Annotated in this window: 20 protein-coding genes and 6 tRNA genes; 7 read left to right on the forward strand and 19 right to left on the reverse strand. The window is 59.6% G+C overall.

Annotated features, from left to right (window positions below; genetic code table 11):
* Positions 1-290: 290 nt before the first annotated feature.
* The 8 genes from murB to M5G26_RS14100 form a co-directional block, all read right to left on the reverse strand.
* Positions 291-1310, reverse strand: a complete 1020-nt coding sequence (murB, locus tag M5G26_RS14065; protein WP_273915754.1) for a UDP-N-acetylmuramate dehydrogenase — start codon at positions 1308-1310, stop codon at positions 291-293.
* Positions 1307-1771 (reverse strand): low molecular weight protein-tyrosine-phosphatase, encoded by a 465-nt coding sequence (locus M5G26_RS14070; RefSeq protein WP_016986041.1) that lies wholly within the window; start codon positions 1769-1771, stop codon positions 1307-1309. The genes murB and M5G26_RS14070 overlap by 4 nt, the downstream gene beginning before the upstream one ends.
* Complete coding sequence (gene kdsB / locus M5G26_RS14075) at positions 1771-2535, reverse strand: 3-deoxy-manno-octulosonate cytidylyltransferase (RefSeq protein ID WP_273915755.1); 765 nt, start codon at positions 2533-2535, stop codon at positions 1771-1773. Before kdsB ends, M5G26_RS14070 begins: the two co-directional genes overlap by 1 nt.
* Positions 2532-2717 carry a Trm112 family protein gene (locus M5G26_RS14080; protein ID WP_003174668.1) on the reverse strand — a complete coding sequence of 62 codons (186 nt, stop codon included), beginning with the start codon at positions 2715-2717 and terminating at the stop codon, positions 2532-2534. The genes kdsB and M5G26_RS14080 overlap by 4 nt, the downstream gene beginning before the upstream one ends.
* 21 nt (positions 2718-2738) lie before the next feature.
* Positions 2739-3749: a tetraacyldisaccharide 4'-kinase gene (gene lpxK, locus M5G26_RS14085; protein ID WP_273915756.1), complete on the reverse strand. Its 1011-nt coding sequence runs from the start codon at positions 3747-3749 to the stop codon at positions 2739-2741.
* Positions 3749-4177 carry an ExbD/TolR family protein gene (locus tag M5G26_RS14090; protein WP_007908223.1) on the reverse strand — a complete coding sequence of 143 codons (429 nt, stop codon included), beginning with the start codon at positions 4175-4177 and terminating at the stop codon, positions 3749-3751. Before M5G26_RS14090 ends, lpxK begins: the two co-directional genes overlap by 1 nt.
* The gene (locus M5G26_RS14095; protein WP_038364506.1) at positions 4174-4809 is read right to left on the reverse strand and encodes a MotA/TolQ/ExbB proton channel family protein; all 636 of its coding nucleotides are present in this window, start codon (positions 4807-4809) and stop codon (positions 4174-4176) included. Before M5G26_RS14095 ends, M5G26_RS14090 begins: the two co-directional genes overlap by 4 nt.
* Before the next feature lie 101 nt (positions 4810-4910).
* Positions 4911-7145 (reverse strand): DNA internalization-related competence protein ComEC/Rec2, encoded by a 2235-nt coding sequence (locus M5G26_RS14100; RefSeq protein WP_273915757.1) that lies wholly within the window; start codon positions 7143-7145, stop codon positions 4911-4913.
* Between the two features lie 136 nt (positions 7146-7281).
* On the opposite strand from M5G26_RS14100, the gene M5G26_RS14105 reads away from it, so the two are divergent.
* The gene (locus M5G26_RS14105; protein WP_273915758.1) at positions 7282-7800 is read left to right on the forward strand and encodes a DUF2062 domain-containing protein; all 519 of its coding nucleotides are present in this window, start codon (positions 7282-7284) and stop codon (positions 7798-7800) included.
* Between the two features lie 142 nt (positions 7801-7942).
* Here M5G26_RS14105 and M5G26_RS14110 read toward each other — a convergent pair whose 3' ends face one another.
* The 4 genes from M5G26_RS14110 to M5G26_RS14125 form a co-directional block, all read right to left on the reverse strand.
* On the reverse strand, positions 7943-8722 hold the full coding sequence (locus M5G26_RS14110) for an ABC transporter permease (RefSeq protein ID WP_100847682.1): 780 nt from the start codon (positions 8720-8722) through the stop codon (positions 7943-7945).
* A complete protein-coding gene (locus M5G26_RS14115) occupies positions 8719-9651 on the reverse strand; it encodes an ABC transporter ATP-binding protein (RefSeq protein ID WP_134178199.1) in 933 nt (310 codons plus the stop codon). Before M5G26_RS14115 ends, M5G26_RS14110 begins: the two co-directional genes overlap by 4 nt.
* Positions 9652-9774: 123 nt before the next feature.
* The gene (locus M5G26_RS14120; protein ID WP_273915759.1) at positions 9775-10398 is read right to left on the reverse strand and encodes a glutathione S-transferase family protein; all 624 of its coding nucleotides are present in this window, start codon (positions 10396-10398) and stop codon (positions 9775-9777) included.
* A gap of 43 nt (positions 10399-10441) precedes the next feature.
* Positions 10442-11101 (reverse strand): transglutaminase-like domain-containing protein, encoded by a 660-nt coding sequence (locus M5G26_RS14125; protein ID WP_038364514.1) that lies wholly within the window; start codon positions 11099-11101, stop codon positions 10442-10444.
* A gap of 248 nt (positions 11102-11349) precedes the next feature.
* Here M5G26_RS14125 and M5G26_RS14130 point away from each other — a divergent pair, with 248 nt between their 5' ends.
* Positions 11350-13797: an acyl-CoA dehydrogenase gene (locus M5G26_RS14130; protein WP_273915760.1), complete on the forward strand. Its 2448-nt coding sequence runs from the start codon at positions 11350-11352 to the stop codon at positions 13795-13797.
* 74 nt (positions 13798-13871) lie between these two features.
* Positions 13872-14279 carry a PA2817 family protein gene (locus tag M5G26_RS14135; protein ID WP_007967565.1) on the forward strand — a complete coding sequence of 136 codons (408 nt, stop codon included), beginning with the start codon at positions 13872-13874 and terminating at the stop codon, positions 14277-14279.
* A gap of 109 nt (positions 14280-14388) precedes the next feature.
* Here M5G26_RS14135 and M5G26_RS14140 read toward each other — a convergent pair whose 3' ends face one another.
* A complete protein-coding gene (locus M5G26_RS14140; RefSeq protein WP_134178203.1) occupies positions 14389-15387 on the reverse strand; it encodes a LysR family transcriptional regulator in 999 nt (332 codons plus the stop codon).
* A gap of 91 nt (positions 15388-15478) precedes the next feature.
* Between M5G26_RS14140 and M5G26_RS14145 the strand changes: the two genes are divergently transcribed.
* The 3 genes from M5G26_RS14145 (at position 15479) to M5G26_RS14155 (ending at position 17605) form a co-directional block, all read left to right on the forward strand.
* A complete protein-coding gene (locus M5G26_RS14145; RefSeq protein ID WP_134178204.1) occupies positions 15479-16105 on the forward strand; it encodes an alanyl-tRNA editing protein in 627 nt (208 codons plus the stop codon).
* A gap of 89 nt (positions 16106-16194) precedes the next feature.
* Positions 16195-16965, forward strand: a complete 771-nt coding sequence (locus M5G26_RS14150) for a 2OG-Fe(II) oxygenase (RefSeq protein WP_007908184.1) — start codon at positions 16195-16197, stop codon at positions 16963-16965.
* Between the two features lies 1 nt (position 16966).
* Complete coding sequence (locus tag M5G26_RS14155) at positions 16967-17605, forward strand: LysE family translocator (RefSeq protein ID WP_273915761.1); 639 nt, start codon at positions 16967-16969, stop codon at positions 17603-17605.
* Positions 17606-17732: 127 nt separating this feature from the next.
* On the opposite strand, the gene M5G26_RS14160 is transcribed toward M5G26_RS14155, so the two are convergent.
* The 6 genes from M5G26_RS14160 to M5G26_RS14185 form a co-directional block, all read right to left on the reverse strand.
* Positions 17733-17808 (reverse strand) — tRNA-Gly (locus M5G26_RS14160).
* A 2-nt stretch (positions 17809-17810) separates the two neighbouring features.
* Positions 17811-17886 (reverse strand) — tRNA-Glu (locus M5G26_RS14165).
* 57 nt (positions 17887-17943) lie between these two features.
* Positions 17944-18019: transfer RNA gene (locus tag M5G26_RS14170), tRNA-Gly, on the reverse strand.
* Positions 18020-18022: 3 nt separating this feature from the next.
* A tRNA-Glu gene (locus tag M5G26_RS14175) sits at positions 18023-18098 on the reverse strand.
* A gap of 104 nt (positions 18099-18202) precedes the next feature.
* Positions 18203-18278 (reverse strand) — tRNA-Gly (locus M5G26_RS14180).
* A gap of 2 nt (positions 18279-18280) precedes the next feature.
* Positions 18281-18356 (reverse strand) — tRNA-Glu (locus M5G26_RS14185).
* A gap of 383 nt (positions 18357-18739) precedes the next feature.
* On the opposite strand from M5G26_RS14185, the gene M5G26_RS14190 reads away from it, so the two are divergent.
* A complete protein-coding gene (locus tag M5G26_RS14190) occupies positions 18740-19498 on the forward strand; it encodes a hypothetical protein (protein WP_273915762.1) in 759 nt (252 codons plus the stop codon).
* Positions 19499-20070 lie beyond the last annotated feature (572 nt).

Consider the following 20070-nt stretch of genomic DNA (forward strand, 5'->3'; position numbering starts at 1 on the left):
GTTATGGGGTCGAGCAATCTGCCGCCGGAAAATCAGCGGTGTGGTTCGCGCAGATCGACTCAGGCTAATGCGGCTCTCTTGTGCCGACGCGAACGTCTGCACCGGGCCTTTGGTGGAGCAAATGACGGTTATCGTTAGCTCGCTAAGTTAACCCAACATTAACGAAAAAGCCCTGCTGATACAGGGCTTTTCAGTTACGTGCTTTTAGCTACAAGCTAAAAGTAAAAGCAGTAGCTGGCTCACGCTCAAGATTGTAGCTTGCCGCTAGAAGCTTGAAGCTCGACGCTGCTTCAATACCGATTGGGCTCCATTTCCAGGTCGACATTGAATCGTTCGGCAATGTCTTTCTGGATGCGTTGCGCGAGGTCGAGCAGTTGCAGACCGGTCGCCGTGCCGTAATTGACCAGCACCAGTGCCTGCAATTTATGCACGCCGGCATCGGCCTCACGGAAACCCTTCCAGCCAGCGCGCTCGATCAACCAGCCAGCAGCCAGTTTCATCTGCCCGTCCGGTTGCGCGTATGCCACCACGTCCGGGTGCTGCGTTTTGATTTGCGCGACGACGGCCGCCGACACCAGCGGATTCTTGAAGAAGCTGCCGGCATTGCCGAGCACCGCCGGGTCTGGCAGTTTTTCACTGCGGATGCTGCAGATGGCGCGGCTGACGTCACTTGGCGTCGGCTGCTCGACGCCCTGCTCGGTCAGGCGCTGGCGCACCGGGCCGTATTCCAGATGCAGGTGCGCGACGCGGTCGAGGGTAAAACGCACGCGCAGAATCAGCCAGCGCCCCGGCTGCTGCTTGAACAGACTGTCGCGATAGGCGAAGTTGCATTCATCGAGGCTGAAGTCGCGCAGCTCACCAGTCTGGCGATCCAGCGCGGTGAGCCCGGCAAATACATCCTTGATCTCGACGCCGTAGGCACCGATGTTCTGCATTGGCGCAGCGCCGACGGTGCCGGGAATCAGGCTGAGGTTTTCCAGTCCGGAAAAACCCTGCGCCAGCGTGTGCTGAACAAACGGATGCCAAGGCTCGCCGGCTTCAGCTTCGATCACCACACGGTCGCCGTCATCGCTGATCACGCGGATGCCACGGGTGGCCATGCGCAGCACCAACGCCGCAATGTCGGCAGTCAGCAGCAAATTGCTGCCACCACCGATCACCAGCAACGGCACGTCGTGCGCGGTGGCATACGCCAGCGCTTCACGGACATCGGCATCGCTGTGGGCTTCGGCGAACAGTTGCGCGCGCACATCGACGCCGAAACTGTTAAACGGTTTCAGGGAAACCTGCGGTTGCACCTGCAAACTCATAACCGGCCCTTCACTTCGATCAACAATTGGTCACAGGCTGCTTCGATCAGATCCAGCACCTGCTCGAACCCTTGATCGCCGTCGTAATACGGATCCGGCACTTCATCGACCACACCGGCATAACGGCGCAGAAACAGATCCAGCTCGGCTTTGCCGGTAGACGGTTGCAACGCCTTGAGATTGCGCAGGTTGCTGTTGTCCATCGCCAGAATCAGGTCATAACTGGCAAAGTCGGCACGGCTGACCTGCTGCGCGCGTTGCGCCGACAGGTCATAGCCGCGCACTTTCGCTGCAGCCTGGCTGCGTTTGTCCGGCGGGTTGCCGACGTGCCAGTCGCCGGTGCCGGCGGAGGCCACTTCGACCTGATCGGCCAGCCCCGCTTCACGCAGTTTGTGCCGCAACACGCCTTCAGCGGTGGGCGAACGGCAAATGTTGCCCAGGCACACAAACAGAACGCGCATCAGGCCCCCAGCAATCGGCGAACGCGCTCGAGGTCTTCGGCAGTGTCGACACCGGTGGGCGGCGCGATCAGTGCATCGGCGACATGAATGCGTACGCCGTGCCACAGGGCACGCAGTTGCTCGAGGGATTCAGTGTTTTCCAGCCAGCACGGGCCCCAGCTCACGAAGTCATGAAGGAAACCGGCGCGGTAGGCGTAAATGCCGATGTGGCGACGGTACGGCACGCCTTCGGGCAGTTGCTCGCGGTTTTTGGCAAAGGCATCGCGCGCCCACGGCAAAGTGGAACGGCTGAAGGTCAACGCAAGACCGTTGATGTCACTGACGACCTTGACCACGTTCGGGTTGAACAGGGTGTCGACGTCTTCGATCGGCTCGGCCAAAGTGGCCATACGCGCCTCGGTGTGAGCAGCCAGGTTGGCGGCGACCTGATCGATCACGCTCGGCGGGATCAGCGGCTCGTCACCCTGCACATTGACCACGATCGCGTCGGGCTCAAGGCCCAGTTTCGCCGCGACTTCGGCCAGACGGTCGGTGCCGGAATTATGATCTTCACGGGTCAGCACCACTTCGGCGCCAAAGGCCTTGCAGGCCTCGACGATGCGCGCATCGTCAGTCGCAATAACAACACGGGTCGCGCTGCTTTTGCTCGCCTGTTCCCAGACGTGCTGGATCATCGGCTTGCCGGCAATGTCCAGCAGCGGCTTGCCCGGCAAGCGGGTCGAGGCGAAACGCGACGGGATGACAACGGTGAAGGCAGTGGTCATTTATCCAGACGCTCGTCGGTGGTCAGAGTGCGGGCTTCGCTTTCGAGCATCACCGGGATGCCATCGCGGATCGGGTACGCCAGACCGGCGCCCTTGCTGATCAGTTCGGTCTTGTCGGCGCTGAGCTTGAGCGGGCCTTTGCAGATCGGGCACGCGAGGATATCGAGCAATTTGGTGTCCATGAACATTCCCTGAGTAAAGAGTTAAGGCAAAAGCCGATCGGGCAACAGGCGCATCAGCTGTGTGTCGAACCAGGCCACGAAGGCCGGCGACGGCACGGCATCGACCGCCAGATACCACCAGTCAGCAGCAGCGAAGGCACGGCACTTCACCGCGTCCTTTTCGGTCATCACCAACGGCAATGACGGTTTGAAATTCAAGGCCTGCACGCTGTATTCAGCGTGGTCGGCAAACGCATGGGGGACTGCCCGCCAGTCTAGCGCTTCGAGGGTATTGAAGAAACGTTGCGGATTGCCGATCCCGGCGACCGCGTGGACGGCCTGGCCGGAGGGGAAATGATCGAGCGGCTTGCGCTCGCCACTGCGCAGATTGACCAGCGCGGTGGGTTGCAGACGAAAAGCGAAACCGTCGGCGCGATCTTCGGTGGCACCGTTGAACAGCACGCCGTCGACGCTTTGCAAGCGTTCGATTGGCTCGCGCAAAGGCCCGGCCGGCAGGCAACGCTTGTTGCCGAGGCCGCGAGCGGCGTCGATCAGCACCAGCTCCAGATCCCGTGCCAGACGATAATGCTGCATGCCGTCATCGGAGAGGATCAGATCCAGCGGTTCGCTGGCGAGCAAGGCTTTGACGGCGGCGCTGCGATCGGGGTCGATCATCAGCGGCACGCCGGTGCGCTGGACGATCAGCAGCGGTTCGTCGCCGGCGATATCGGCGGTTTGATCGGCCTCAACACGCCACGGCAGCTGTGGTGGTTTGGCACCGTAGCCACGGCTGACCACACCGACGCGCAAACCACTGCGTCGGCAATGCTCGATCAACCAGAGGATCATCGGCGTCTTGCCAGTACCGCCCACAGTGATATTGCCGACCACGATCAACGGCACCGGCGGCTGATAGATTTCGCCTTCACCGTCGAGAAAGCGCTGGCGTTTACCGACCACCACGCGGCGATAGAGCATTTCCAGCGGCCGCAACAGCGTCAGGGCCGGGTGCCCCTGATACCACGCGGCGAGCAAGCGATCGGACAGGCTCATCAGGATTTGGGCGCCGCCTCGACCGTGGTCATGCGCAGATGGCTGAAACCGAGCTTGCCGGCCGCGTCCATGGCGGTGATCACTGATTGATGCTGAGTCTTGCCGTCGGCACTGATCGACAACGGCATGTTGGTGTCACCGTTGGACTCTTTCTGCATGGCTTCCATCAGGGTCGCCAGATCGTTCTTCGGCAGAATCTTGTTGTTCACCGAAAACACGCCCTCAGCGCTGATGGCGACATCGATCTGCTTGAGCTGCTGATCCTCGGCTGGAGAGCCGCTGACCGCTTCCGGCAAATCAACACGCAACTGGGTTTCGCGGGTAAACGTAGTGGTCACGACAAAAAACAGCAGCAATATGAACACCACGTCGATCAGCGACGCGAGGTTGATGTCGATGGTTTCCCGAGGCTTGCGACGGAATTTCACACCCGGCCCTCGGCCAGATCGACGTCACGGTCGCCCTGCACCACTTCAACCAGTTTGATCGCTTCCTGCTCCATGCCCACCACCAGTTCATCAATGCGGCGTTGCAGGAACCGGTGGAAGAACACTGCCGGGATACCCACCATCAGGCCTGCTGCAGTGGTGATCAGCGCCTTGGAAATACCACCGGCCAATACCGAGGCATTGGTGGTCATGCCGGAACCGGTGAAGGCGCTGAAGATATCGATCATGCCCAACACAGTGCCCAGCAGACCCAGCAGCGGCGACATCGCGGCAATGGTGCCCAGTGCGTTGACGTAGCGTTCGAGCTCGTGAATAACGCGGGCGGCGGCCTCTTCAATGCACTCCTTCATGATCTCGCGACCATGCTTGGAGTTGGCCAGACCGGCGGCGAGGATTTCTCCCAGCGGCGAATTGGCGCGCAATTCCTTGAGCTTTTCTTTATTGAGCTGCTTGTCCTTGATCCACACCCAGACCTGGCCCAGCAGATGCTCGGGGGTGACGCGACTGGCGCGCAGGGTCCACAGGCGTTCGGCGACGATCGCCATGGCCGCGATGGAGCTCAGAATGATCGGCAACATCATCCAGCCGCCGGATTTGACCAATTCCCACACAGTGACAGTCCCCTCGAAAAAGTGCGCCACTTTACCATACCGATCCGCGATTAAGACCCGCCGCCCCGACGACCGTGACACCCCGTTCGTCCACGTCCCGATCAGCGGGCCAGCGCGGGCGGGTCACGCCAGAAACGCCGCTGATGACGCATCGTCCTGGGTAGCGTGAAAGTGCCCAGTTGCAGATGAATGGCGCCTTGCTCGGCGCTGTCGTAAATGCGCAGACCGAGTTTGCGGTAACGCGCCAGCACGGTCGGGTGAGGATGGCCAAAAGAGTTGCCATGGCCTCGAGAGATCAGCACGGACTCAGGCTTCAAGACGTTGAGCAGCGCCATTGACGACGAACTGCGGCTGCCATGATGGGGCGATTGCAGCCATTGCGTCGGCACGGCCAACGGGCTTTCGAGCAGCACGCGTTCGGCGTGGGTATCGATATCGCCGGTCAGCAGCAGGCGCTCGCCATTGGCTTCAATCTGCAACACACAGGAACGCTGATTGCTGTCGCGGGCGTCCGACCACTGCCAGAGTTGAAAACGCACGCCATCCCACTGCCATTGCTGGCCGCTTGCACAGGCTTCGGCGCTCAACGCCGCGGGCAGTCCCTCCGGGTCGCCGCTGATCACTCGATCGACGGTCAAACCGCGCATGACCGCCAAAGCGCCACCCGCGTGATCGGCATCCGCATGACTGAGCAGCATCAGATCGAGTTTTGCCACATTGAGTTTGCGCAAAGCGGGCAGCACCACGCGCTCGCCGAGATCGAAATCGCCGAAGCGCGGCCCGGCGTCATACAGCAGTGTGTGATGACGGGTGCGGATCAGAAAGGCCAAACCCTGGCCGACATCGAGTTGCCAGACATCGGCCAGCCCTTCATCCAGGCGCTCGCGGGGCGGCACGACCAGCAGCAATAGCAATGGCCAGCCCAGTGCACGCATTGGCACGCCGCGCGGCAACAGCAGCAACAAGGCACCCAGGCTGCCGAGCAGCCAGACCCAGCCCGGCACGGCGGCGGCTGTCCATGCCGGCCACTGCCCGGCAATCACCGCCAAAGCGCGAAACAGCGCATCGATCAAACCGCCGGCCAGCCACAAAAGACCTTCACCGACAAACGGCACCGGCAACATCAGGGTGCCGAGCAAGGCCGGCGGCAACACCACGAGACTGACCCAAGGCACGGCCAACAGGTTCGCCAACGGCCCGCTAAGACTGATCGGCAGATTCAGTGCCAGCAACACCGGACACAGCCCGATGGCAATCAACCACTGCGCCCGCGTCCAGGTCTGCCACCAACGCCACGCGCCCAGCCGACCGCCAAACGTGAAGATCAGCACCGCAACAGCCGTAAAGGACAGCCAGAAACCGGGGCGCAGGCTGGCCAGGGGATCGAACAAAAGCACCGCATTGAACGCCAGCAACAACGGCCACCACGCACCAAGATGACGAAAGCGCAGGCGCCACAACAGTACCAGCCCGACCATCACGCAGGCGCGCTGTACCGGCACGTCGAATCCGGCGAGCAGGCCATAACCGAGCGCCGCCGCGAATGCCAGACCACAGGCCCACGGCAGCCAGGGCCAGCGCAGCGGCCACAGGCCAAAGCGGGCCAATCCGCCGACGAGCATGTACATCACCGCCGCCAGCAAGCCAATGTGCTGACCGGAAATCACCAGCAAATGCACGGTGCCGGTGTCCTGCAAAATCTGCCAGTCCTCGCGACTGAGTCCCGAGCCATCGCCCAGCACCAGCGCCGCCAGTGCCCCGCCCCGTCCCTGTGCGTCTACCTCGAGCAAACGCTGACGAATACTGTCGCGCCAGGCCCAGCGTGCTTCGCTCAGGCGTTGGCCGTCCTTGATCGTGCCGGTGGCGCCGATGCGTTGCGCCAGCAGCCAAGCCTCGTAATCGAATGCGTCGGGATTGCGTAAACCCGCCGCACGCTTGAGCTTGACCGCCAGGCGCCAACGCTCGCCGCTGTTGACCGGCGGCCCGGCATACCAGGCCAGCCGCATCCGCGTTGGCAGTTTTTCGTGACGCGAGCGCGCATCCGCCAGTTCGAAACGCACCACGCCGTCGCTGTTCTGCGGCAAGCCGACGACCCGCCCTTCAAGCCAGCGGGTTTCGCCATCCAGCTCAACGGGCAAACGATCATTCAATGCCCATTGCGCCCCGACAGAGGCCCAAGTGAAACCAAACAGCAAAAACGCCCACGGATAGCTGCGAAACGGCAGCAGCATCAAAGCCACAACCGGCAACAACAGCATCAACCAGACCGGCGGTAATGCCGGCATAAAAACCGCGACCAGCAGACCGACTGCGAGCGCCATCATCCCTGTGCGCATAAGCCCGTCCTTGAGAGTTCCACACTTAGGCATAGCGGGTGTCGGGCACGTCCGTCGTCAACAATTGTCACAAAGTCTGAATGGGCGCTTCGTAGAATCCAGACATACTTGCCGCCTTAACCGACCGAGAAGCCTTATGCCCCGGCGCTTATTCAAACGTTACATGCCCGATCCGACGAGCATCAGGGAACACAAATCCTTACGCTTTCTCGGCAAGTTGCTGCATGACCCGAACCTCTGGCACCTCAATCGCCACTCGGTCGCCCGGGCGATGGCGGTCGGCCTGTTCGCGGCGTTCCTGCCGATTCCGGCGCAAATGCTGGTGGCCGCCGCCCTCGCCGTCATGGTGCGGGGGAACATGCCGATTGCGGTCAGTCTGGTGTGGCTGACCAATCCGATCACCATGCCGGCAGTGTTTTTCTGCACTTATCAGGCCGGGGCGTTTTTGATGGACGTGCCCGCCCGACATCTACCGGATGAAATGACCTGGGAGTGGATCAGCGGCGAGTTGTCGACGTTGTGGCAGCCGTTTCTGCTCGGCTCGGTGGTGGTAGGGCTGGTACTCGGCGCCCTCGCCTATTGCCTGGTGATGATGTATTGGCGCTGGTGGGTCGCGCGGCAATGGGCGCGGCGCAAGAAAAGCCGCATGCGCTGAATGCAAAACGGCCTCCGCAGTGGGAGGCCGTTTTGTTTTGTTGCGTCTGTATTGGCCCATCGCGAGCAGGCTCACTCCTACATTGGAATGCGTTCCCCTGTAGGAGTGAGCCTGCTCGCGATGGGCACGACTCGGTCTGGAGTCAAGTACGCATCCCGCGCCCACTCACCAGCAGCCGTGCACAGCCGAGATACAGCACTACCGTCGCCACCAGCATAAAGGTGATCGCGATGCCGATGCGGATATCCGAAACACCCAGAATGCCGTAACGGAAAGCGTTGACCATATGCAGCACCGGGTTGGCCAGCGACACGGTCTGCCAGAACGGCGGCAGCAGCGTGATCGAGTAGAACACCCCACCCAGGTACGTCAGAGGCGTCAGCACAAAAGTCGGGATGATCGAAATATCATCGAAGTTGCGCGCAAACACGGCGTTGATGAAGCCCAGCAACGAGAAGATCGTCGCCGTCAGCACCACCACCAGCACGGTCACGCCCAGATGATGTACCTGCAAATGGGTGAAGAACAGCGACAGGATCGTCACGATCACGCCAACCATCAGACCACGCAACACACCGCCAATGGTGAAGCCGATCAGAATCGTATGCGGCGATACCGGCGACACCATCAATTCCTCGATCGAACGCTGGAACTTGCTGCCGAAGAAACTCGAGACCACGTTGCCGTAAGAGTTAGTGATCACCGACATCATGATCAGCCCCGGTACGATGTACTCCATGTAAGTGAAGCCACCCATGTCGCCGATCTGGCGACCGATCAGATTGCCGAAAATCACGAAGTACAGAACCATGGTGATCGCCGGCGGCAGCAGCGTTTGCGGCCAGATCCGCGTGAAGCGTTTGACCTCGCGGTAAACAATGGTCTGCAGGGCGACGAGGTTGGGACGGAATTCGGAACTCATACCGCCACCTTCGACAGATTTTTCTCGACCAGGGACACGAACAGCTCCTCGAGGCGATTGGTTTTGTTACGCAGGCTCAATACTTCGATGTTCTGCTGCGCCAACTGGGTGAACAACGCCGTGATGCCCATGGATTTGTCGACCTGGACTTCCAGGGTGTGACCGTCGATCAACCGGGCGGGGTAGCCGAGCAATTGCGGCGCGGCGTTCAAGTCGTTTTTCAGGTCCAGCAAAAAGGTTTCTACGTGCAACTGGCCCAGCAATTGTTTCATGCTGGTGTTCTCGACGATGGTGCCGTGGTCGATGATGCCGATGTTGCGACACAACTGCTCAGCCTCCTCCAGATAGTGCGTGGTGAGGATGATGGTGATGCCTTTCTGGTTCAGCTCGGTGAGGAACGTCCACATCGAACGGCGCAACTCGATATCGACGCCTGCGGTCGGTTCATCGAGGATCAGCAGACGCGGTTCGTGCACCAGCGCGCGGGCAATCATCAAGCGCCGCTTCATGCCGCCGGACAGCGAACGCGACGGCACATCGCGCTTGTCCCACAAGCCCAGTTGGGTCAGGTACTGCTCGGCGCGTTCCTTGGCGATCTTCGCCGGAATGCCGTAGTAACCGGCCTGCGTGACGACGATGTCGAACGTCTTCTCAAACTGGTTGAAGTTGAATTCCTGGGGCACGACACCGATCGAGCGCTTGAGCGCCGCCGGGTTCTTGTCCAAGTCATGACCGAAGATATTCACCGTGCCGCTGGTCTTGTTGACCAGGGTCGAGAGAATGCCGATGGTCGTGGATTTGCCGGCACCGTTGGGGCCGAGCAAGGCGAAAAAGTCACCTTCGGCGACGTCCAGATCGATACCACTCAAGGCCTGGAACCCGTTGCCGTAGGTTTTGGTTAGCTGCCGGATGGACAGAGCGGAACTCATATCTGATTTACGCACCAGTGAAGGGAAAAAGGAGACGGCGGCGAAGGATCGAACCGCAGCGCAAGTGCGCAATGGTGCTTGCCGCCGCCGTACAAGTACAGTCAAGTGTGTCGATAGTAGGTATTAAGTCAACGCGGTCATGACGGCTTTCCGGTAGGCCGGACGCTGCTTCAGGCGCTCGTACCAGGCTTGCAGATGCGGTTGCGGGGCGCGTTCGATGGGCATCTCGAACCAGGCATAAATGAAACTGCCTAGCGGGATATCGCCCATGCCGATGTCTTTTCCGGAGAGGTAAGGCTGACTGGCCAAGGCACTGTCTGCCATGCCCAGCAACTCGTTGCATTCCTTGATCGCTGCATTGATTGCCGCCCAGTCCTGCTTGTCTGCCGGGGTGCGCAACACGCCCCAGAAAACCGTGCGGAACGGGCCGGCAAAACTCGACGTGGTCCAGTCCATCCATTTGTCGGCGATGGCGCGAGCTCGCGGATCGGCCGAATACCAGTTGCTGTCGGGCGCATGCCTGGCCAGCAGGTAGCGCACGATGGCGTTGGATTCCCACAGCACAAAACCGTCGTCCTCGATCACCGGTACCCGGCCGTTCGGGTTCATCGCCCGGTACTCGGGTGTGTCGACGACGCCGAATGCGCCACCGGCATCGATCGCCTCGTAAGCCAGGCCAAGCTCTTCAGCGGCCCACAAAGGCTTCCTGACATTCGATGAGTTTTTCCGTCCCCAGATCTTCAGCATGACCGCCTCTTTGCAAATGAGTGGGCAGGCAGCATACGCCGGATCAGGTACGGCTCAAATCACTCTGCATATCGCCCAGCAACTGTGGTTGCTGATCAGTGAACAGATGCGGATAGCACTTTTGCAGATGCTCGAAGAAGAACGTTTCCGGCACATCGGCGAATTGACCGTGATCGACCAGATACTCCATCAACTGTGCACCGTCGCGGTTGAACGGGTGGAAAACGCTGTCGTTGATACCGTCGAACTCAAGCGGCGCGACATTGAACAACGCGCAGAGCTTCTGGTTGAACGCCGGTGTTGCCTTGATCCAGCGATCATTGAGAAAGAACTCGGTATAGCCGTGCATGGCGAACATATCGCTTTTCAGCAACTCGAGCAGACGCGGGGTCGACAGGTGATTTTTCACATCGGCCAGACCGATACGCGCCGGGATCCCGCAATGCCGCGCGCAGCCCGCCAGCAGCGTGGCTTTCGGTACGCAATAACTCTCCCCCGTCGCCAACGCATAGCTGCCGCGCAAGGTCTGCGGATCGCGGCTGAAGGTGTACGGGTTGTAACGCACCGCCTCGCGCACAGCGTAATAAAGACTGATCGCCTGCTCGAGCGGATCGCGGCTGGCACCCCGATGTTGTTCGGCGAACTCCACCACCGCCGGGTGGTCACTATCGATGAAGCGGCCGGGACTCAGATACTCGTGCATGACGACAATCTCCTGGATGAGTCCCGAGTCTAGCGACAGCTTCAGCACAGAGATAACGACGTTTCGGCCAAACTTGGACGCAAAGACGCGGGATCGGCGAACGATTTCCCACACGTGTTGCCCACCGAACCTACGAAAACCATCCGGGGTTTCCCACGATTTCAATCACCTTGGTCTGACCACCCGCTTTTACAGATGCCGTCTAAGCTCTGGAGGGTCGATTTGCCTTGGTTCACGGAGGACTGAATATGCTGTTGTTGTGGATACTGGTTTTGATCGTCGGCGTGGCGTATCTCGCCCACCGGCGCATCGCCCCGCTGCCTGCGTTGGGCATCGTTGCCGTTTACCTGCTGGCGATGGGTATTTTCAGTCATGCGCCGGGCTGGTTATTGGCGGTGTTGTGGATCTTGCTGGCGGTGGTCGCTGCACCGCTGCTGTTGCCTGACCTGCGCCGCAAACATTTCACTGCGCCGCTGTTCAACTGGTTCCAGAAAACCCTGCCGCCGATGTCGCAGACCGAACGCGACGCGATCGACGCCGGCACCGTGTGGTGGGACGGCGAACTGTTCAGCGGCCGCCCGGACTGGGACAAGCTGCTGGCCTATCCCAAGGCGCAATTGAGCGAAGAAGAACAGGCGTTCATCGACGGCCCGACCGAAGAGCTTTGCGCGATGGTCACTGACTGGCAGATCGGCCAGTCGATGGACCTGCCGGCCGAAGCCTGGACGCACATCAAGGAACACAGCTTTTTTGCCCTGATCATTCCGAAAGAATTCGGCGGTAAAGGCTTCTCTGCATACGCGCACTCGCAAGTGGCGATGAAACTGGCCACCCGCAGCGGTGACCTCGCCTCCACTGTCATGGTGCCGAACTCACTCGGCCCGGCCGAACTGCTGCTGCATTACGGCACCGACGAACAACGCAATCACTACCTGCCGCGTCTGGCCCGGGGCGATGACATTCCGTGCTTTGCCCTCACCGGCCCGCTCGCGGGTTCCGATGCCGGTGCGATGCCCGACACAGGGATCATCTGCAAAGGCGAATGGGAAGGTCAGGAAGTCATCGGCCTGCGCCTGAACTGGGAAAAACGCTACATCACCCTCGGCCCGGTCGCTACCCTCCTCGGCCTGGCTTTCAAGGCCTATGACCCGGAACATCTGCTGGGCGACAAGGAAGACCTCGGCATCAGCCTGGCGCTGATCCCGACCGATACCGCCGGCGTGGAAATCGGTCGTCGTCACCTGCCACTGGGCGCGGCATTCATGAACGGCCCGAACTCCGGCAAGGATGTGTTCATCCCGCTGGACTTCCTTATCGGCGGTCAGGAAATGCTCGGCAAGGGCTGGATGATGCTGATGAACTGCCTGTCGGTCGGCCGTTCGATCTCGTTGCCAGCCGTCGGTACCGGCGCGGCGAAATTCACCAGTCTGGTCACTGGCCAGTACGCGCAGATTCGTGAGCAATTCAACGTGCCGCTGTCGGCGTTCGAAGGTATTCAGGAGGCCATGGCGCGCATCGGCGGCAACGCATGGATGATGGATGCCGCGCGGATGCTCACTGCCAACGCGGTGGACCTGGGCGAAAAACCTTCGGTGCTGTCGGCGATCCTCAAGTACCACCTCACCGAACGCGGCCGCGAGTGCATCAGCCATGCGATGGATGTGCACGGCGGCAAGGCGATCATCATGGGGCCGAACAACTACCTCGGGCGCAGCTGGAACGGTGCGCCGATCTTCATCACCGTGGAGGGCGCGAACATCCTTTCGCGCAACCTGATGATCTTCGGTCAGGGCGCGATTCGCTGCCATCCGTTTGTACTGAAGGAGATGGCTCTGGCCGGCCGCGAAGACAAGGATCAGGCGCTGAAAGAGTTCGATGGCCTGCTGCTCAAACACATCGGTTTCGCCGTGAGCAACGCGGCCAGCACGCTGGTGCTGAACCTCGGTTTCGGCCACTTCGAACATGCGCCGGGCGACAAGATCAGTCAGGGTTACTTCCGCGCACTCAACCGTCAGGCAGCGGCATTCGCCATGCTCGCCGACTTCAGCATGATGTTGCTGGGCGGCGAACTGAAGCGTCGTGAACGTCTGTCGGCGCGTCTGGGCGATGTATTGAGCAACCTGTATCTGGCTTCTGCCGCGCTCAAGCGTTATCACGATCTGGACTCGCCGGCTTACATGGAGCCGCTGTTCCGCTGGGCGATGGAAGAAAGCCTCGGCCAATCGGAACGGGCGCTGGATGAATTGCTGCGCAACTTCCCGAACAAAGTGTTCGGTTGTCTGTTGCGAGTCATCGTTTTCCCGTTCGGTCGTCGTCACAAAGGCCCGTCGGACAAACTCGGTGCCGAAGTGGCTGGCGTGATTGGTCGCGCCAAGGGCGATCCGGCGCTGGAAGAACTGCTTGCCGGTTGCTATCGCCCGCAGTCGGCAGACGATGCCGTCGGCGCGCTGCAACACGCCAGCGATCTGCTCAATGCTGCGCAGCCGTTGCACAAAAAACTGCACACCTCGCTGAAAAGCGGTCAGGTCAAACCGGTCGCGGGCGAACACGCCATCGATGCCGCGCTTGAAGCTGGAGTATTGCAACCGGTGGAAGCGCAGAGTCTGCGCGATGCCGAAGCGGCGCGACGCAAGGTGATCGATGTCGATGATTTCGACAAAGAGGAGTTGACGCTGGCAGAGGGTAAAGTCCGCTGATCCTGACAACCATGTCCAAGAGGGCGCAGGAGCTTTATACTCCCGCGCCCGTTTTGCTCTTGAGGACTTATCTCGTGTCCAACGTCGTTGCCGATCATCTTGTTTTGCTCGACCACCTGCGCAGTATCCTGGTCGCCGTAGGTGAGGCCGAACAGGTTCCCGAAGAAAGCCATGCCTTGTTCCTGGAGCGCTTCGACGAACTGCTGGCATCGCTGCCGATCGATCCGATCGAAAGCCAGTACCTGGGCCAGGACATCCTGACTCAAGTGATTACCCGTTATCCGCAGATCGCCCACCTGATCCCGCGCGATTTGCTGTGGTTCTTTGCCGGTGACTGTCTGCATTACCTGTCCGATGAAGAGATCGACCTGTATCAGGCACTGGAAGAACGCCGTTACGAAGCCGAACAGAACGATGAGCCGTTCGACTGGAATCAGGAAAAACAGCTGCTGGCGATGTCCGCTCAGGACAGCAAGCACTGATTTAACTGTTTGGTTGAAAATCAAAAGATCGCAGCCTTCGGCAGCTCCTACAGTGGACTCACGCAATCCTCTGTAGGAGCTGCCGAAGGCTGCGATCTTTTGCTTTGCGTTACAACAACCCTTCACTTTCGGGCAATTCATACGCCATCGCCGCGTTGCTTTCCCCCACTGATTTGCCCGGCTTGCTCAAGGTCGGCTCTTTCTGCAGGCACTCCACCAGATAGTCGATAAACACCCGCAACTTGGGTGGCAGATAGCGCGTCGGCGAATGCAGCAGCCAAAGTCCGCCGTGATAGGAAGCAAGAAAGGTCCAGTCCGGCAACACCTGCACCACCAACTTTTGCTCCAGCGCATAGCGGGCAGTGAAATACGGCAAGCTGCCAATGCCGATGTGCTGCAACACCGCGCCTAATCGAACGCCAGTGTGATTGGCGGCATAGCGCCCGCGCACACCCACCGTTACCGCCTTGCTGCCTTTCTTGAATTTCCAGCGTGCATCGCTCGGGGTTTCCCCCAGATAAATACAACTGTGATTGAGCAAATCATGCGGGTGAGTCGGTGTGCCGTGCTCGGCCAGGTATTGCGGCGTGGCACAGAGCAAGTGGTCAATGGTCAGCAATTGCCGCCCGACCAGTCCGGCCGGTGGTCGATCGGTGATGCGAATCGCCAGATCGACATGGTCGTCGATCAAATCGACCTGGCGATCCTCAAGCAACAGCTCGACATCGACCTTGGGATAACGCCGCAGAAACTCGGGCATGTGCGGATGAATCACAAAGCGCCCTACCGCTTTCGGTACGCTGACCCGCACCAGTCCTTCCGCTTCATGGGTGAACTGGCCACTGATCTCCATGACCGATTTGGCTGCGCTGACCATTTCCTGACAGCGCTTGAATACCTCCTCGCCGCCGTCACTCAGGCGCAGTTTGCGCGTGGTGCGCTGCAGCAATCGTGTGGCCAAGGCCTTTTCCAGCCGCGAAATACTGCGGCTCACCGCTGACGGCGATGAACCCAGTTGCCGAGCGGCCTCAGAGAAGCTGCCGGTCTCCACGACCTTGACGAAAATCGCCATTTCACCGAGCAGCGGTAGCGGCAGATTGATGCTCACAGCGCACAAGTCCTTTGATGTTTGAACGGATTATCACGTTATTACACGATTCATATAATAAAAAATAGAAACTTTCCTAAGGGCATGGAATATGACGCTTCGCCTGTTTTTCCATAGCGATGACCTCAAGGCGAACGTGGAAGTCCTCGACTGCACGCCCCACGAGAATGAATTCGCCGTTGTACTTCGCGCCACGCTGTTCCATCCGCAGGGCGGTGGTCAGCCTTGCGATACCGGCTGGATTGGCGATAGCCAAGTGCTGCGCGTGGTGCAGGAGCCGGATCGTATCGTGCATTTCGTCGACCAACCGGTGGAACTGGGCATGACCTGTATCCGCATCGACGAACAGCGCCGCCACTTCAACACACGCATGCATTCGGCCGGCCACTTGATCGGGCATTTCGTTCAGGCGCTGGGCTGGACGCCGATCAAGGCCCACCACTGGCCGGATGAAGGCCGCGTGCAATTCAAACCCGGTGACGCCGCGCAGGAAGTCGATGCCGAGACCGTTCAGTGCGGCATCGGCCAGTGGATCGAGCACGATCTGCCCCGCCTGACCTCGCTGCGCGAAGGTGCGCGGGAAATCGGTTTTGGTGAACTGCCCGCCTATGGCTGTGGCGGCACCCATGTACGTAGCCTGAAGGATCTGGGCACAGTCACGATCGCGTCGCTTTCGCAGAAGAAAGGCACGTTGTCCGTCCACTACAGCGTGGATTGAGCATTTCGGACGTTGCCTCACGCAACGTCCGACGCCGGGGAACTGCACTCGCAGCTTCCGTAGACTATCGATAGATGGACCTAAAAAAAATGATGCTAGACGTCGAGCGTCTCGATGAGACGTGCATAAAAAAACTGGCCAACGAAGAAGTCCTCGCCATTCGCGTCAAAGGCTTTTTGCCGGAGCCGCTGGCCATTCAGATTGGCGACAAGATTCTCGCTCCAGGCTTTGAGGGTTACATCAACGCGCCCAGTATCGGCCGCATCGGCATGGCTTTTTATGAGGCGGAAAACCAGCCGCTGCTGATCGAGGATTACTTCGAACGCGCCACCAGCAACATCGCCGAACTGCGCAATCGCTGCGCGCCCTACTCTTCACCGATCGACACCTTGCGCTGCATGCTTGACGAATCCTGGCCGGCCGGCGCGCACCTGGAAAACCTCTACGGCCGCAAAATGTATGTCGGCCTTTCGCGCGTGGTGAAACCCGGCGTGTGCTTCCTCGCCCATCACGACATCTTCGCCAAGGACGCCCCTGACAGTTTCCAGGCCCGCAGCCTGGAAGCGCAGTTCGCCTGCAACGTCTATCTGAACATGCCGACCGAGGGCGGTGCCCTGCAGATGTGGGACGACGACATCAGCCCGGATCAATTCGATGAAATGCGTGGCGACAGTTATGGCATCGAACCGGCGCTGCTCGGCCCTCCAGCACTCGAAGTGAGACCGCAACCCGGCGATTTCATCATGTTCAACTCGCGTCGCATGCACTCGGTGACCCCGGGTGTGGCCGATCCGCGCTTGAGCCTTTCCTTTTTTGTCGGCTATCGCGGCAATGCTTCACCCCTGACCTACTGGAGCTGAGATGTATTCGAATTATCTGGGCGAGTTTCTCGCGCTGGCAACCATTCACTTTCTGGCCGTGGTGGCTCCCGGTCCGGACTTCGCGGTCACTATTCGCCAAAGCGTTCGATTCGGCCGACTGGTGGGGATCTGCACGGCGCTGGGGATCGGCGCCGGGATTTCCGTACACGTGCTCTACACACTGCTGGGGGTCGGGGCGTTGATGCACACCACCCCGTGGTTGCTGACCGTGGCCAAAGTGGTTGGCGGTGCTTACATCCTGTATCTGGGTGTCAGCCTGCTGCGCAGCAAACCCAAATCGGCCGTTGAAGGTGAGAAAACCAGCGAGGAACCGGTGGTTGAACAAACGCTGTTCAAAGCGTTCAGTACCGGTTTCCTGACCAATGCGACCAACCCCAAGGCCACGCTGTTTTTCCTGGCCATTTTCACAACGATCATCAGCGCCGAAACCCCTCTGCAAGTCCAGGCGTTCTATGGTTTGTGGATGTGTTTTGTAAACGCGCTTTGGTTCGTGATCGTTGCGCTGTTTTTCTCAAGCAACAAAGTACGCCTGCTGTTCATGCGCATGGGGCATTGGTTCGAGCGCACCATGGGTGTGGTGCTGATCCTGTTTGCCGGTCGCTTGATGCTGTCCTGGTAAGCAGTCGCAAAAACGCAAAAAAGGCCCGCCGAATCACCTCGGCGGGCCTTTTCTTTTATGCCTGATGACACGACCACAAATCGCGCATACAAAAACGCCGCTCTATTGAGCGGCGTTTTTGTGAATATGGAGCGGGAAACGAGACTCGAACTCGCGACCCCGACCTTGGCAAGGTCGTGCTCTACCAACTGAGCTATTCCCGCAATGGCGTCCCCTAGGGGACTCGAACCCCTGTTACCGCCGTGAAAGGGCGGTGTCCTAGGCCACTAGACGAAGGGGACACAGGCTACAACTTTCACTAATAAAAACGCCGCTCACTGAGCGGCGTTTTTAGAATTTGGAGCGGGAAACGAGACTCGAACTCGCGACCCCGACCTTGGCAAGGTCGTGCTCTACCAACTGAGCTATTCCCGCAAATGGCGTCCCCTAGGGGACTCGAACCCCTGTTACCGCCGTGAAAGGGCGGTGTCCTAGGCCACTAGACGAAGGGGACACGCTACCCGGAACACATGGTGTGTGTTTCGGTGTCCAGATCCGCATCCGAAGACTTGGCTCTGGTTTCACTCAGCACCGCCCGAAAGCGCTGCTGTTTAAAATTGGAGCGGGAAACGAGACTCGAACTCGCGACCCCGACCTTGGCAAGGTCGTGCTCTACCAACTGAGCTATTCCCGCATTGGCGTCCCCTAGGGGACTCGAACCCCTGTTACCGCCGTGAAAGGGCGGTGTCCTAGGCCACTAGACGAAGGGGACACACTACAACATTCACTCCCTGCCGCGCTTCGCTGTGTGCTTTACGCTGCAAGTGGCGCGCATTCTATGGATGGATTGAGAGGTCGTCAACCCCTTGATATAAATTTATTTAAATCAATGACTTCGACCTGCTTTACGGCGGCAACCGGGCTTTTCCGTCGCCCGACGATTGACGCCTATATTCCGCCACTCGCCAAGACGCTATAGTCCACCCACAGTGATGGCAATCTGCATATGCAGCGCCAGCATTCATATAAGCAGCGTGCGGCCGATACAGATTGAACCTGCCGATCCAACTCGTCGAGCGGCGCTAGGCGGCTAAATGCCCAGCCACTACACTCGCATGCGAACCCTATAAAGAGGTCTTACCGGTGACACCACTCATGATCACCCTGCTAGTCATAGCCGGGATCGCAATTCTGATCGCCATTGGCTACATGAACCATGTGGTGGAAAACAACAAACTGGAGAAGGCCCGCACCAAGGTCGAACTCAACGACCGCCTGCGCCGCTGCGGCGAACTGACCGAGACCTTCCCGGGCCAGTTCATGACCCCGGCACTCAAACTGCTGCTGACCCGTCTGGAACTGAACGTCTGCCAGCGCCTGCTGAACCTGGAAAAAACCAGCGCCACCACCAGAGCACGTCTCACCGAGCTGAGCGCGCTGGTCGCCCAAGGCGAATCGATCCCGGTCAACAACCCTCCGGCGCCAATCCTGACCGAAGCCAAAGCCAAAGACGTACGCTTCCTGCTCGAAGCCCTCCACGGCCAAATCACCCGCGCCGCCCACGACGGCTTCTTGCCGCCGAACGAAGCCAAACACTGGATTCGCGAAGTCCGCCACATTCTGGTGCTGTTGCACATCGAATTCTTCAACAACCTCGGCCAACAGTCCCTGCAACAAAACCAGCCCGGCCAGGCCCGCCTCGCCTTCGAGCGCGGCGTGCAATACCTGCGCAAACAGCAGGACCCACAGGTATATGCAGAACAACTGCAATACCTGGAAAAACTGCTGGCCCGCGCCAACGCCCAGGTCATGGACAAGATTGCACCGGTTGAAGGTGAAGAGAACCAACTGACCGCCGGCCTCAAAGATGTAGAAGCAGACGCGGACTGGAAGAAGAAAGTAATTTACGACTGATTGCAGAGGATGAGAGAGAAGCCACCGAGAGGTGGCTTTTTTGTGGGCTCGCGGGAGTGATCCTGATAGAAAACCGGTGAATGTGAGGCCGCTTTCGCGAGCAGGCTCGCTCCCACAGTTTGACCTGCGTGCATTCAGACAGAAATTGGTCGGCCATCCGGCCGTCATCGCTGGCAAGCCAGCTCCCACAGGGTTTGAGTACCTCCGGCAGAAATGGGTTGGCTGCCAGACCGCCATCGCGAGCAAGCTCACTCCTACAATGGGATTGAGTACAACCGCAAGAAACAGGTCGGCTGCCAGGCCGCCTTCGCGAGCAGGCTCACTCCTACAATGGGATTGAGTACAACCGCAAGAAACAGGTCGGCTGCCTGGCCGCCTTCGCGAGCAAGCTCGCTCCCACAGAAGAGCAAGAGCAAAACCCGCAGTGCTTCTGCCTCTCACCACTCAATAGGCCGAGTGTCAGCTCGGCTGCTGCTCTTGATCTTGATCCACGGGCGACGTCGGAAGGCTGAGTGGAGGGATTGATCCGGGCGTGGGAGCGCAGCGACCGTTTGGCGCAGCCAAACACAGCG

It is taken from the genome of Pseudomonas sp. TNT2022 ID642 (assembly GCF_028656995.1).
Classification (GTDB): Bacteria; Pseudomonadota; Gammaproteobacteria; order Pseudomonadales; family Pseudomonadaceae; genus Aquipseudomonas.